The organism is Methylophilaceae bacterium (genome assembly GCA_018398995.1).
Taxonomy (GTDB): Bacteria; Pseudomonadota; Gammaproteobacteria; order Burkholderiales; family Methylophilaceae.
The window spans coordinates 791,053-804,026 of the sequence record CP073759.1; the positions used below are offsets into that span (position 1 = coordinate 791,053).

The following is a 12,974-nucleotide window of genomic DNA, read 5'->3' on the forward strand; positions in this document are numbered from 1 at the left end:
GTTTAAGCTACTTTCTTTAACGACTTAACATTGGGCGTAATTTCAGCCAGTTTTTTTTCGAATACTGCAGCAAAAAATCCGTCTGTACCATGTAAGTGTGGCAATAAATTTAAATACTTTCCAGTGTCCAGATTAATCTGTTGCTGAGCCAGCACTTCATTTGCTGGTACTAAGATAAAGTCTGGATGTGCGTTTAAAAATGACTCTGCGATAGCCTCGTTTTCTTCTCTCAATAAGCTACACGTTGCATAAACTACCCGACCGCCTGCTTTAACTAATTTGGCAGCACGCGCCAAAATATTGTTTTGCTTTTCATTTAACTCAATCACATCTTGTTCTGTCTGACGCCACTTTAAATCAGGATTGCGACGCAAAGTCCCCAAACCACTACATGGCGCATCAACCAACACACGATCAAATTTAGCATTTAATCGTTTTAGCTTTAAATCATTTTCGTTATTAATGATTTGTGCATTTAAATTGGATAAACCAGAGCGCTTCAGCCGTTTGCCTAAATTATTTAAGCGCTTTTCAGATATATCAAACGCATACAAACGCCCAGTGTTACGCATCAGCGCACCTAAAGCCAGTGTTTTACCACCTGCGCCTGCACATAAATCTGCCACCATTTGACCACGTTTTGGTGCCACCAAATAACTTAAAATCTGACTGCCTTCATCTTGCACCTCAATTTTGCCTTCGGTAAATAATACATGTTTACTGATACCCACACGATTCGGCATACGAATACCAATAGGGGAATAAGGCATTGCCGTAATCGTGTTTTCATTGCTAATATTTTCGGCAATCAAGTTGGCTAGCGCATCTTCTTGTGTGCCCTTAATCGTATTAACACGCAAATCTAACGTCGCTTGTTCAAACATACTACGGCAGATTGTGAGTGCCTGCGTTTCACCATATTGCACAACCAGTTTTTCCCACAGCCAATCGCGCACATCGGCCTGCACCGCAATGGGAAAACCTTCTGTTGATTTGGCTTTAATCACAATAGCCCATTCCTTCTGCTGCTCAGTTAACATTTCATCTAAATCGCGCAAACTACGACCTTGCACACGGAGCAACCAAGCTAAAATGAGCTTACGCGCATCATCGGGATCATTTTCTTCGTTTGCTGTGAGTGTGCTTAAAAAGCGCAACCGCCTAATCACACCATACACACTTTCAGCAATAAACGCGCGCTCCTTGTTACCCAAATCACGATTGTTACGAAAAAACTCACTCATTTTGGCATCGGCTGGTTTATCAAAATTGAGCATGTCATTTAGTAACATGGCTGCTTGACGGAGTAAATTAGGTGTCATTGTTTTGGCGATTCTTGAATAGGTTGAATGGGGTTGATATGAATGACTATTTTCATCAAAAGCAGACATTGACCACTTGTTGATATCAGTTGCTTCAAAATAGGCGAACTTTATTCCAGTGTTAACTTGATTAAAGTTTGCTCAAATTTAGCACCATCATCATACATGACGACTTTAATTGGCAAATGATAATGGTCTTTTGCCAGATAAACGATTTTTGGTTCATCTGTGTTACGCTCTGTTAATGTCACCACATTAAAGCTACCTGCTTTGGTTTTTTGTACTTGCACATGAGTAACGACAGCATAATCAGTTACAGATAGCTTTTTACCGGTTGTTAACGGCATTGCAAATAAAGGCTGTGTTGGTGGCCTAAACATAAACTGATACATAATACTCAATAAATCCTGTGTACCATCCTGTAGCGCAAGCACCTGCTCGCGCCCCTTAACTTGCATATTTAAGCGTTGATTTTCCCAATCAAAATCATTAATTAATGTCCGTTTTGCATTGGCGCTTTGTAGTGATTCAAAGTGTAATGGTTTTAAACCTTGCTTGGTAACAAGGCCATTGCTTTTTAATTCTCGTTTGCCTAGCAATGCATAAATACCAATGCCTTGCGTCACAGAATGAATGGCATATTGATTGCCTTCTTGGCTAAACTGCTCTGTAATATTGGCAAATAATTTGCCATCACGCTCTAATTCGTATTCCAGCGTCACTGTTTTAGGTGCTGCATATGCAAAATGAATGGCTAATACGCTTAACAATCCGAATAAAATGCCCTGCCTCATTTTTAACAACATCATCGCTTACCCTTACTTAAATTGCTATCACGTAATATAACGGCTACGCTTTACGTTTCGTTGTCATGATTGCATTGTCAGTGCAAACCTACAATCACTAAATGACAATCGTTGGCGCTTCCCCAGCATGTTGTAGACGAATCTGACCAATCTGATAAACCGTCTCGCCTTTTGCTTCTAATACTTTTTTAGCCTCAGTTGCCTGCTCTTTCGCAACAATAACAACCATACCAATGCCACAGTTAAATGTTTTATACATTTCTTTATCCGCGATATTGCCTTGTTTTTTTAGCCATTGAAATAAGGGAGGCATCTCCCAACTATTCGCACTGATTTCTGCTGTTAATCCTTCTGGTAATACGCGCGGCACGTTTTCAGTAATGCCACCACCCGTGATATGGGCCATACCTTTGACGGTGATGGTTTCCAATAATCCTAAAATGGATTTAACGTATAGCTTAGTCGGTGCCATAACGACATCTTTAAATGTTCGTCCGTGAAAATCGGATTCCATATCCACGCCAGATTTCTCAATTAACTTGCGTATCAATGAATAACCATTTGAGTGGGCGCCACTAGATGCCAAGCCTAATACAATGTCACCATCAATAATGCTGGAGCCATCAATAATATTGGCTTTATCCACACAGCCAACCACAAAACCCGCTAAATCATATTCACCTGCTGGATACATGCCTGGCATTTCAGCGGTCTCACCACCCACCAAAGCACAACCAGACTCTTCGCAGCCCGCAGCAATCCCCTTAATCACGTTAGCAGCAGTATCAACATCTAATTTACCGCATGCAAAATAATCTAAAAAGAATAAAGGCTCAGCGCCTTGCACCAAAATATCGTTAACACTCATTGCAACCAAATCAATACCGACGGTGTCATGCTGATTCAGTTCAAATGCAAGCTTCAGCTTTGTTCCAACTCCGTCAGTGCCAGATACTAATACTGGCTCTTTAAATTTAGTGGGCATAGCAAACATTGAGCCAAAACCACCGATAGCACTCATTACCTCCGGCCGCATAGTGCGCTTGGCAAACGGTTTTATTTGATTCACTAACGCATCGCCAGCTTCAATATCAACACCAGCATCGCGGTAGGTTATAGGAGTATCGTTAGAATGTGCGCTCAAAATAGTCTCATTTCATCTTATTTCAGTGTTATCTTTAAGGATGGTTAGTCAGCGTTTATTAATGTGTTTCTTAATAAATTACGTTAAGCTGTTTAACTTCAGTATAATTTTGCTTATCGCTTATTTTATAAGCGCACATTTTAACTCACTATGGCCATTCAACCAAAAAACAACGCAACAATTACCCGTATTTTTGGCGATAATCGCTGGACCATTTTCGCCCTACTACTGCTGTTCGCTTTTTATCAATTAGCGCCAATTATGACGCCATTTTTAGCGGCTGCTATTTTGGCCTATATTTGCGATCCTCTTGTCGATAGACTCAGTCTTGTTGGCTTTAGACAATATAAACTTGGCAGAACACCAGCAACCATCATCGTGATGCTCACACTCATCGCTTTTATGATTGGCGTTTTATTGATATTAATCCCCTTATTACAACAACAATCTATACGTATTGCAGATAGGTTACCTCTCCTTATCAATTATTTTCGATCGCATGTTGAACCATGGTTGGCCGCTCAGTTAGACATTCATATCGCCATTGATATGTCGCAAATTCAACAAGTATTGGCCGACCATTGGCGTGAGACTGGCAATGTGGCCAATAGTCTCTTAAAAATAGCAGGGAATAAAGGATTGGCATTGATTGGTATAATGACCAATCTTTTATTATTACCCATTGTTTTATTCTACGTTTTGCGCGACTGGGATCATCTTATCGCAAAAATAACCCATCTTATTCCAAGGAAATGGCTAGCAAAAGCTACCGATATTGCCTCAGAGATTGATCAAGTATTGGCACAATTTCTCCGCGGGCAATTATCTGTCATGCTCTGTTTATCTCTCTTTTATAGCATAGGCTTATGGATGGCAGATTTAGAAATGGCGCTATCAATTGGCCTGCTCGCTGGTTTACTCAGCTTTATTCCCTACTTAGGGTTTGCTGTTGGGTTCATCATGGCACTATTGCTCAGCTTACTGCAATTGAATAGCTTAGTGGGCATGATACCTATACTGTTGGTATTTGGGATTGGTCAACTCCTTGAAAGTTATGTCCTCACGCCTTACTTAGTAGGCGATCGCATTGGACTTCATCCTGTCATCGTTATTCTTGCCTTATTAGCGGGCGGGCAACTATTTGGATTTGCTGGCGTATTGCTTGCTTTACCTGTCACTGCAGCGCTTGCAGTTGGTCTCCGTCACACCCAGCAAAACTACTTAGAAAGCGATGCTTACTTAAAATAAATATGAAGCAGCTTTTACTCGATATTCAGCCAGCGCCAGCGCAAACATTAGATAACTTTGTGATTGGTCATAATGCGGAAGCACTCGCCAGCATTCAACACTTACTCACAGACTCTGCTGAGTCTTCTTTCATCTATTTATGGGGGCCAACAGGCAGCGGCAAAAGTCACCTACTCACTGCAGCACACAATCTTGGCGTCTATATTGCCGATGATGTACACCTGCTAGACAGTGCCGCACAAGTTGATTTATTTAACACCTACAATCAACTGAAGGCTAGTGGTAGCAAACTGATTGCTGCAGGCTTACATGCGCCCTCGCAGATGCAGCTACGTGATGACCTTGCAACGCGTTTAGCTTGGGGACTGGTATATCAACTGCAGCCACTTACAGATAAAGAAAAAATAGAAGCGTTAAAAAATCATGCAATGGAGCGTGGCATGCGCTTACCAGAAGAAGTCATTACTTACTGTCTTCGCTATTTGCGCAGAGACTTGCCAACATTAATGTCTACACTAAACGCGCTAGATGAGTGGTCGCTTATTGAAAAAAAGCCAATCACAGTCGCTATGCTAAAAAAACGATTACAGCTAGACCTAGACATCTAACTTGATTTAACATCCTGTACAATTTCGCTATTGATAGATAAATACTATCCCACGTTAAAGATTGGCAACATATGATACGCATTACCGAAATCAAGCTCCCCATTGAGCAGGCAGATACACTCAAACATCAAGATGATCAAATTAAAGCGGCGATACTGAAACGCTTAGCGATTGCTGAAACTGATTTACGCAGCTTTACCATTTTTAAACGTGGCGTGGATGCACGTAAATCACATGCGATTTTATATGTCTATAGCTTAGATGTTGAGGTCAACAACGAAGCGAGATTACTCGCAAAATATCAACATGATCAGCATGTCAATGTGGCACCAGACACTGGCTATCATTTTGTTGCTCAAAACAATCTTGCATCAAAACAAAGACCTATCATTGTAGGGTTTGGCCCTGCCGGTATTTTTGCTGCACTTATTTTAGCGCAATCAGGCTTTAACCCGATTGTAGTAGAGCGTGGTAAAGAAGTACGTAAACGCACACAAGACACTTGGGCTTTATGGCGTAAAAATACCTTACATCCAGAATCGAATGTGCAGTTTGGTGAAGGTGGTGCAGGCACCTTTTCTGATGGCAAACTATATAGTCAAATTAAAGACCCCAAGCATTATGGGCGAAAAGTCATTCAAGAATTTATCAAGGCGGGAGCACCTGAAGAAATTCAATATGTCAGCCATCCGCATATCGGCACATTCAAATTGGTAGGCGTGGTCGAGAAAATGCGCCAAACCATTATTGATTTAGGTGGTGAAATTCGTTTTGAAAGCCGTGTCGATGATATTCATATTGTGAATGGCCAAGTGCAAGGTGTGACTTTACAAACAGGTGAGCATATTCAAACCAATCATTTGGTATTGGCTGTTGGTCATAGCGCTCGCGATACGTTTGAAATGATTCATAACAAGGGTATTTTTGTCGAAGCCAAGCCTTTTTCTATCGGCTTTAGAATAGAACATCCACAAGGATTAATTGACCGTGCTCGCTATGGAAAAAGCTATAGTGAAGACTTACTAACAAAGCTCGGCGCCGCCGATTATAAGCTTGTGCATCATGCCAAAAATGGTCGCAGTGTGTACAGCTTTTGTATGTGTCCTGGTGGCACAGTGGTCGCGGCCACTTCTGAGCCTGAGCGCGTAGTGACTAATGGCATGAGCCAATATAGCCGTAATGAGCGCAATGCGAATGCTGGTATTGTTGTTGGCATTACGCCAGAACAAGATTTTCCTAACCACCCGCTAGCTGGCATGATGCTACAACGCCAATTGGAAAGTCATGCTTATGTCATGGGTGGCCGCAATTACAATGCGCCCGGTCAATTAGTTGGCGACTTTTTAGCCAATAAACCTTCAACACAATTAGGCGAAGTAACACCCTCCTATACACCAGGCGTGACGCTGACTAACTTGGCGGATGCCTTACCTGAATTTGCGATTACTGCCATGCGTGAAGCGATTCCCGAATTTGCCAAAAAAATTCATGGCTTTGATTTGCCAGATGCCATATTAACAGGCGTAGAAACCCGCACTTCTGCACCGATTAGAATTAAACGCGATGACGACACATTTGAAAGCATTAACACCAAAGGCCTATTCCCTTGTGGCGAAGGCGCGGGTTATGCAGGCGGCATCTTATCAGCTGGCGTAGATGGCATTAAAGTGGCTGAGGCGGTTGCTTTCAGTTTAGCAGCCTCTCGTTGATATAAATCAACAGCTTAAGATGAGCGTGGCGTATACTGAATCGATTGTACTTAACATTGATTAATTTAAGGAGAGCGATATGAAAAAGAATGTAGGTGGTTTTGATCGACCTTTAAGAATCATCGTAGGTTTAGCATTGATTGCATGGGCATTATTCGCGTCGGGACCGACATGGGCATGGATAGGCATTGCACCATTGTTGACTGGTTTATTGAATTTCTGCCCTGCTTATACGCTATTGGGCATTAATACCTGCAAAACCAAATAACTAAAAAGCGGTAACAAGCGCATGCTGGTTACCGCTTTTTTTTACAAGCGTTATTGTCTAATCAAATAATCAAACGCACCCAATGCTGCTTTTGAACCTTCACCCATGGCAATAATAATTTGCTTATAAGGCGCAGTGGTCACATCGCCTGCCGCAAACACACCGGGTAATGAAGTTGCGTTGTGCGCATTAATTTCTACTTCACCAAACTTGCTTAAATTGACGGTACCTTTTAGCCAATCGCTATTAGGTAATAAACCAATTTGCACAAAAACTGCATCTAGCTCTAAGTGCTTAGCTTCACCTGTTACTCGATCGGTATAATCTAACCCATTCATTTTATTGCCATCGCCAGTGATGGCTGTTGTTTGCGCGCTTGGAATAATCGTCACGTTATCTAAAGAACGTAATTTTCTTTGCAATACCGCATCCGCTTTTAACTCGGTATCAAACTGCAACACAGTCACATGAGCAACAAACCCAGCCAAGTCAATTGCGGCTTCAACTCCCGAGTTACCACCACCAACAACTGCAACGGGTTTACCTTTAAATAAAGGACCATCGCAATGTGGGCAATAGGCCACACCTTTACCACGGTACTCTTTTTCTCCAGGTACATTTAATTCACGCCAGCGTGCACCTGTGGCTAAGATAACGGCTTTGCTTTTTAGGGTAGCACCACTCTCTAACTTAACCTCAATATAGTCGTTATTCTTATTACCTGATTTACCTGGCTCAGCAAGGCTCACTGCGCGTTGCAAGTTCATGATATCGACATCATAACTCTTTACATGCTCTTCTAGCGCCATCACCAATTTAGGGCCATCGGTTTCTTTTACAGATATAAAGTTCTCAATCGCAAGGGTATCCATCACTTGCCCACCAAAGCGCTCAGCCACAATGCCTGTTTTAATGCCTTTACGGGCAGCATAAATTGCAGATGATGCACCCGCTGGACCGCCACCAATAATCAGTACATCATAAGGTGGTTTTTCATCTAATTTTTTTGCTTCACGTGCGACAGCACCCGTATCCACCTTAACCAAGATTTCGTCTAGCTCCATGCGGCCTGCGCCAAACACTTCACCATTCAAATAAATAGTGGGTACAGACATAATCTCTTTTGCTTTTATTTCATCTTGATACAAACCACCTTCTACCATCACATGTGTAATGTTAGGATTAATCACAGCCATCATATTCAGCGCTTGAACAACATCGGGGCAGTTATGGCAACTTAAAGAAACGTAAGTCTCAAAGTGAAATTCGCCTTCTATCGCGGCAATTTGGTCTATTTTCTCTTGTTCTAATTTCATTGGATGACCGCCTGTATGCAGCAAAGCCAAAACCAATGAAGTAAATTCATGTCCTAGTGGGATACCCGCAAAGCGCACGCCAACGGCTTTACCCGCTTGGCTGTGTGTTTCGCCACGTTTTACGGCAAAAGATGGTTTACGTTCGTTTTCTTCTTGAACGAGGTTAATTTTGTCCGACATAGCGGCAATTTCAACTAACAATTCATGCATCTCTTTTGCAGCAGCGCTGTCATCTAATGACGCTGCCAACACAATAGGTTCACGCAACATTTGTAGATATGTTTGCAATTGGGTTTTGATATCTTGTTCTAGTGCCATGATTACTCTCTTTACATAATTTCAAGGTCAAAAAAGGCGCTATCTTTTGGACAACGCCCGTTTTAATGCTTGCTAGGGTTTTGCCCTAGCAATTACTACCAACCTAATACGCGATTAAATCTTACCGACTAAATCTAGTGAAGGTGTTAGTGTTGCAGCGCCTTCATTCCATTTAGCTGGACAAACTTCGTTTGGATGTTCTGCAACAAATTTTGCTGCTTTTAATTTACGCACTGTTTCTTTCACATCACGTGCAATGGCATTATCGTGAATTTCAAGCGTTTTAATCACACCTTCTGGATTGATAATAAACGTACCTCTTAATGCAAGACCTTCTTCAGGAATATGCACACCAAACGCATGTGTCAATTGATGTGTTGGATCACCCACTAATGGGAATTTTGCTTTACCAACCGCTGGTGAAGTTTCGTGCCATACTTTGTGTGAGAAATGTGTATCTGTTGTCACAATATAAACTTCTGCACCAATTTTTTGGAACTCTGCATAATTGTCCGCAGCATCTTCTACTTCTGTTGGGCAGTTAAATGTAAACGCTGCTGGCATAAAAATCAAAACAGACCATTTACCTTTTAAACTTGCTTCGGTTACTTCGATAAATTTACCGTTATGAAAGGCCTGTGCTTTGAATGGTTGTACTTGTGTATTAATAAGTGACATATTTTTTCCTTTAGTTAGTTGTTAAAAAATGGTATATCTAATCCATGCGCACATTATAGAGGCAGGCTTAAATTTAGTAAATTTGATTGTTCTTATCAGTTAGATAAATAATACTTATCAGAAAACTGATTTATCTTAAGTCTATCTTAAAGCATTGATATGACAGTTATACCGTTACTTTTGTTTCAGACTGACCAGCATATCCGAGATTATCTTCCCACTCCACGATAATGATGTCACCCAGTCTTGCTTGATTAAGATGAAATGTTAAATAGGGATTTTTAGATATACCAGTACCCAATTGCATCTCAATGACAGGTTGATTGTTATGCTTAATGGTGACAAGTTGAATAAAGTGAGCAGGAATAAGCTTACCTTTATCATCTTTGCCATACCCCGTGTGCATGGGATGGGTAATAATGACTTTGATTTGCGTTACATCACTATTAGTCAGCTGTTTGGCGCGAATCTTCATGCTCGATTTAAATTGCTCACGGCTATTGCTGCTTCCACCACAGCCATTTTCTAACACTTTGACTTGCTTGGTAGCCGTGAAATATTGATTGCCAGATTTCACAATAATTTTAATATCTGATGTTTCTGCCATTTTAATGCGCGTCACCATCCAAGGCGCGGCTTGTTGATAAAACATATAGTTGCCAATTAGCGCAGTCGGATTGTTATCCACAAAAACAGCAATCGCTTCTGTATTGGCAATATGGCTATGCACAGCCAACTGCACAATTGCGCCATTTTCGGCGTGACTGGGCGCAATAATCTCAATTGCGTCACTCGCCACTGCATTTGCAATGGATAGGCTTTGCTCTGCTTCTATCGTCGTTTCTGCTTGAAAAGCAGCCGCATTCCACAATGCCGCCAACGCATTCAGCGGGGAAAATAAGATGGATAGAAAGCTTAATCCTATAAAATCTCTACGTTTCATCATGCATCATCACGCTCTCTTCTTTAATCTGGCTTCTTCATTTTTTGTAAACGTTGCAAATCCTTCAAACGTGCCTCAACAATCGACTTTTCATAAAAAGAACCATCTTTAGCCTTAGTTGCAAACTCCATCTGCTCAATCGCTTTGCTGATATTATATTGCCGATAATAAGCCTCCCCCTGTGCTTGAAAGCGTAATAAATCTTTTTGCTCGACAAAATAAGCTTTTGCTAATAGCTCATAAAGATGGGCATCTAGGGGGAACAATGGTTGTTTAGCTCTGATTAATTCAACCATTTCTTTTGTTTGTTTAAGCGCCAAAAAATGATCAGCATAGCCATAGATTAATGCTCTATTCTCTGGATATTGTTGCAATGCCAAATCATACTGTTGCGCAACTTTTTGCGGATTATTTTCTGCCACCGCAATGCGTGCTTTGAGGTTTTCTATAAACGCACTTTTAACCTGACGATTATCCAACCATTTAACCTGCTGACTTGCACCTGCTGCATCATTTTTTCGCAGCATTGCCACAGCCAATCCATAGTGCTCAGCCACTTCATTCGCATAGCGACCTGTCTTAATATTATGTTGAAATTGATCAACGACAGTTTGTGCCAATCCATTGTTTGCCCGTAATTTAGCACGGACAAAATAATAATCCAAACTGGATACCACCTGCCTATACGGCATATTGACTACCCGATTCTCAACATCAGAAATACGCTCAGAAGTCAGCGGATGTGTGCGTAGAAAACTCGGCGCACTCCCCTCCATAAAGCGCGAACCACGCTGCAAAGTAGTAAAAAATGCTGGCATCCCTCTCGGGTCAAATCCTGCATTATCTAAAATACTTAAACCAACTCTATCCGCTTCACGTTCGTGTTCACGCGTGTAATCAAGTTGTCTTTGAATGCTGGCTGCTGAAGAGGTTGCCATGGCGCCAGATGCCAGTTGCGGATTACTACGCGCAACCAATAACGCCACGGCAATACCTGCAATATTTTTAAAAGTATCTGTCTTTTGCTTAGCCAGTATACGCGCCAAATGACGCTGTGTGACATGACCAATTTCATGTCCAAGCACACTGGCAAGCTCAGATTCTGAATTAGATGATAAAAACAAACCAGTATGAACGCCAATGACACCACCAGGCATTGCAAACGCATTAATTGATAAATCTTTCACAATAAAAAAATGAAAAGTTTGCCTTTTATCGTCACTCGCTGCAGCTAGGCGATTACCTAGCGCTTGCAAATAGTCCTGAATTTCGGCGTCCTGCAACACCTCATCACTCACTGCCACCTCAGCCAAAATTTGCTCAGCAATCCGCTGCTCATCTTGTGCAGATAATACGGTTTGTGACACATCACCTAAATCGGGCAGGTCTGCGTGTAAATCAGCAGGCAACTTTGTATCAAGATCGACTGGCTTACTATAATTTGTGCCCGATAGAGTACCACCAGCAAAACTAGCACTTGAACTAAAAAGAGCAACTGTTAATAATAGATAGAATAGACGTGACATAAAAAATAGATTGATTGCAGTATTGTTATGATAATGTTTTTATGAGGCAAGTTCATATTTAATCAACCATAGAAAGTAAGGCATGGATAAATTAACCCACTTTGATCATCACGGACAAGCCCATATGGTTGATATTGGCGACAAAGCAACCACACTGCGCATTGCCGTCGCTAGCGGTCATATCACGATGCTGGCCAGCACCTTATCGCTTATTCAGTCTGGCGATACCAAAAAAGGCGATGTGCTTGGTATTGCGCGTATTGCTGCCATTCAAGCGAGTAAAAAAACGGCAGACTTAATTCCACTTTGCCATCCGATTAGCCTGAGCAAAGTGGCAGTTGCATTTGCTATTAATGAAACTACAAACTGTATTAGCTGCACGGTTACAGCAGAAACCACGGGGCAAACTGGCGTTGAAATGGAAGCCCTCAGCGCGGTGAGTGTGGGCTTACTGACGATTTATGATATGTGCAAAGCAGTTGATAGAGGCATGACCATCAGCGATATTCGGTTATTAGAAAAACAAGGTGGTAAATCTGGTCATTGGCAAAGTCACAAAGCAGTGTAATCAACAAGGTTAACAACTGCAAATTAAAACTGCTAATTTTGATTAGCGGGCGCAACTGTAAGAATAATTTTAGCTCCAGATCCAAATGATTTATTTTGAATTTCTGCAGTTAGTGTTTTGTTTTTGCCAACAAAAATAAGTACAGAAGTCTGTGATTTGCTTGACGATAAAAATGACCACCCTACAGTTGGATATTCATTAATAAAAAACCTAATTACTTCTTCAGCACTTAATCCAGTGTTCACTTCAACACGACCAGTCCACAATAAACCTTCGCCAAAAATCACTGACTTTTTATTATCAATCAATGCGTCTGATGGCAACGGAGCCCCTTCAAGCACTTGCACAGCCACAGGTCCGTTATCAGTTGTATGTTGTGATGTCATGGGCGTACTAGCGCATCCAATACAAAGCAAAACTACGCTAGCAAACGCCAATATATTCTTATAAATCATTTCAAGCTCCTGAACGACTCTATGAATAAAAGTCTTTAATTATCATACGTGTTGTTTACTTTGGA

Annotated in this window: 13 protein-coding genes and 1 pseudogene; 5 read left to right on the forward strand and 9 right to left on the reverse strand. The window is 41.4% G+C overall.

The window, feature by feature from the left end; genetic code table 11:
• Positions 1-2: 2 nt before the first annotated feature.
• From KFB94_04115 to purM, 3 genes are all read right to left on the reverse strand, one after another.
• Positions 3-1,322: an RsmB/NOP family class I SAM-dependent RNA methyltransferase gene (locus KFB94_04115; GenBank protein QVL46289.1), complete on the reverse strand. Its 1,320-nt coding sequence runs from the start codon at positions 1,320-1,322 to the stop codon at positions 3-5.
• 110 nt (positions 1,323-1,432) lie between these two features.
• Complete coding sequence (locus KFB94_04120; protein QVL46566.1) at positions 1,433-2,116, reverse strand: DUF3108 domain-containing protein; 684 nt, start codon at positions 2,114-2,116, stop codon at positions 1,433-1,435.
• Between the two features lie 109 nt (positions 2,117-2,225).
• Positions 2,226-3,272, reverse strand: a complete 1,047-nt coding sequence (gene purM, locus KFB94_04125) for a phosphoribosylformylglycinamidine cyclo-ligase (GenBank protein QVL46290.1) — start codon at positions 3,270-3,272, stop codon at positions 2,226-2,228.
• Positions 3,273-3,422: 150 nt separating this feature from the next.
• On the opposite strand from purM, the gene KFB94_04130 reads away from it, so the two are divergent.
• The 4 genes from KFB94_04130 to KFB94_04145 all read left to right on the forward strand — a co-directional run bounded on the left by KFB94_04130 (position 3,423) and on the right by KFB94_04145 (position 7,105).
• Positions 3,423-4,520, forward strand: coding sequence for an AI-2E family transporter (locus KFB94_04130; protein ID QVL46291.1), 1,098 nt, complete (start codon positions 3,423-3,425; stop codon positions 4,518-4,520).
• 2 nt (positions 4,521-4,522) lie between these two features.
• The gene (locus KFB94_04135) at positions 4,523-5,128 is read left to right on the forward strand and encodes a DnaA regulatory inactivator Hda (protein ID QVL46292.1); all 606 of its coding nucleotides are present in this window, start codon (positions 4,523-4,525) and stop codon (positions 5,126-5,128) included.
• 71 nt (positions 5,129-5,199) lie between these two features.
• Positions 5,200-6,837 carry an NAD(P)/FAD-dependent oxidoreductase gene (locus KFB94_04140; protein QVL46293.1) on the forward strand — a complete coding sequence of 546 codons (1,638 nt, stop codon included), beginning with the start codon at positions 5,200-5,202 and terminating at the stop codon, positions 6,835-6,837.
• Positions 6,838-6,916: 79 nt separating this feature from the next.
• A complete protein-coding gene (locus KFB94_04145; GenBank protein QVL46294.1) occupies positions 6,917-7,105 on the forward strand; it encodes a DUF2892 domain-containing protein in 189 nt (62 codons plus the stop codon).
• Positions 7,106-7,155: 50 nt separating this feature from the next.
• Here the strand turns inward: KFB94_04145 and ahpF are convergent, their stop codons facing one another.
• From ahpF to KFB94_04170, 5 genes and pseudogenes are all read right to left on the reverse strand, one after another.
• Positions 7,156-8,739 carry an alkyl hydroperoxide reductase subunit F gene (gene ahpF / locus KFB94_04150; protein QVL46295.1) on the reverse strand — a complete coding sequence of 528 codons (1,584 nt, stop codon included), beginning with the start codon at positions 8,737-8,739 and terminating at the stop codon, positions 7,156-7,158.
• Between the two features lie 114 nt (positions 8,740-8,853).
• Positions 8,854-9,417, reverse strand: a complete 564-nt coding sequence (gene ahpC, locus KFB94_04155; protein QVL46296.1) for a peroxiredoxin — start codon at positions 9,415-9,417, stop codon at positions 8,854-8,856.
• Positions 9,418-9,583: 166 nt separating this feature from the next.
• On the reverse strand, positions 9,584-9,892 hold the full coding sequence (gene soxZ, locus KFB94_04160) for a thiosulfate oxidation carrier complex protein SoxZ (GenBank protein ID QVL46567.1): 309 nt from the start codon (positions 9,890-9,892) through the stop codon (positions 9,584-9,586).
• Between the two features lie 36 nt (positions 9,893-9,928).
• A pseudogene (locus KFB94_04165) lies at positions 9,929-10,360 on the reverse strand (thiosulfate oxidation carrier protein SoxY).
• 23 nt (positions 10,361-10,383) lie between these two features.
• Positions 10,384-11,886, reverse strand: a complete 1,503-nt coding sequence (locus KFB94_04170) for a M48 family metallopeptidase (GenBank protein QVL46297.1) — start codon at positions 11,884-11,886, stop codon at positions 10,384-10,386.
• Positions 11,887-11,968: 82 nt separating this feature from the next.
• Here KFB94_04170 and moaC point away from each other — a divergent pair, with 82 nt between their 5' ends.
• Positions 11,969-12,454: a cyclic pyranopterin monophosphate synthase MoaC gene (gene moaC, locus KFB94_04175; protein ID QVL46298.1), complete on the forward strand. Its 486-nt coding sequence runs from the start codon at positions 11,969-11,971 to the stop codon at positions 12,452-12,454.
• Between the two features lie 32 nt (positions 12,455-12,486).
• On the opposite strand, the gene KFB94_04180 is transcribed toward moaC, so the two are convergent.
• Positions 12,487-12,807 carry a hypothetical protein gene (locus KFB94_04180; GenBank protein QVL46299.1) on the reverse strand — a complete coding sequence of 107 codons (321 nt, stop codon included), beginning with the start codon at positions 12,805-12,807 and terminating at the stop codon, positions 12,487-12,489.
• Positions 12,808-12,974 lie beyond the last annotated feature (167 nt).

Coding starts and splice junctions, on each gene's coding strand:
- KFB94_04140 (QVL46293.1), top strand. CDS start 5,200: ATGATACGCATTACCGAAATCAAGCTCCCCATTGAGCAGGCAGATACA.
- KFB94_04170 (QVL46297.1), bottom strand. CDS start 11,886: ATGTCACGTCTATTCTATCTATTATTAACAGTTGCTCTTTTTAGTTCA.
- KFB94_04115 (QVL46289.1), bottom strand. CDS start 1,322: ATGACACCTAATTTACTCCGTCAAGCAGCCATGTTACTAAATGACATG.
- ahpF (QVL46295.1), bottom strand. CDS start 8,739: ATGGCACTAGAACAAGATATCAAAACCCAATTGCAAACATATCTACAA.
- KFB94_04120 (QVL46566.1), bottom strand. CDS start 2,116: ATGAGGCAGGGCATTTTATTCGGATTGTTAAGCGTATTAGCCATTCAT.
- soxZ (QVL46567.1), bottom strand. CDS start 9,892: ATGAAGATTCGCGCCAAACAGCTGACTAATAGTGATGTAACGCAAATC.
- KFB94_04145 (QVL46294.1), top strand. CDS start 6,917: ATGAAAAAGAATGTAGGTGGTTTTGATCGACCTTTAAGAATCATCGTA.
- KFB94_04130 (QVL46291.1), top strand. CDS start 3,423: ATGGCCATTCAACCAAAAAACAACGCAACAATTACCCGTATTTTTGGC.
- KFB94_04135 (QVL46292.1), top strand. CDS start 4,523: ATGAAGCAGCTTTTACTCGATATTCAGCCAGCGCCAGCGCAAACATTA.
- moaC (QVL46298.1), top strand. CDS start 11,969: ATGGATAAATTAACCCACTTTGATCATCACGGACAAGCCCATATGGTT.
- ahpC (QVL46296.1), bottom strand. CDS start 9,417: ATGTCACTTATTAATACACAAGTACAACCATTCAAAGCACAGGCCTTT.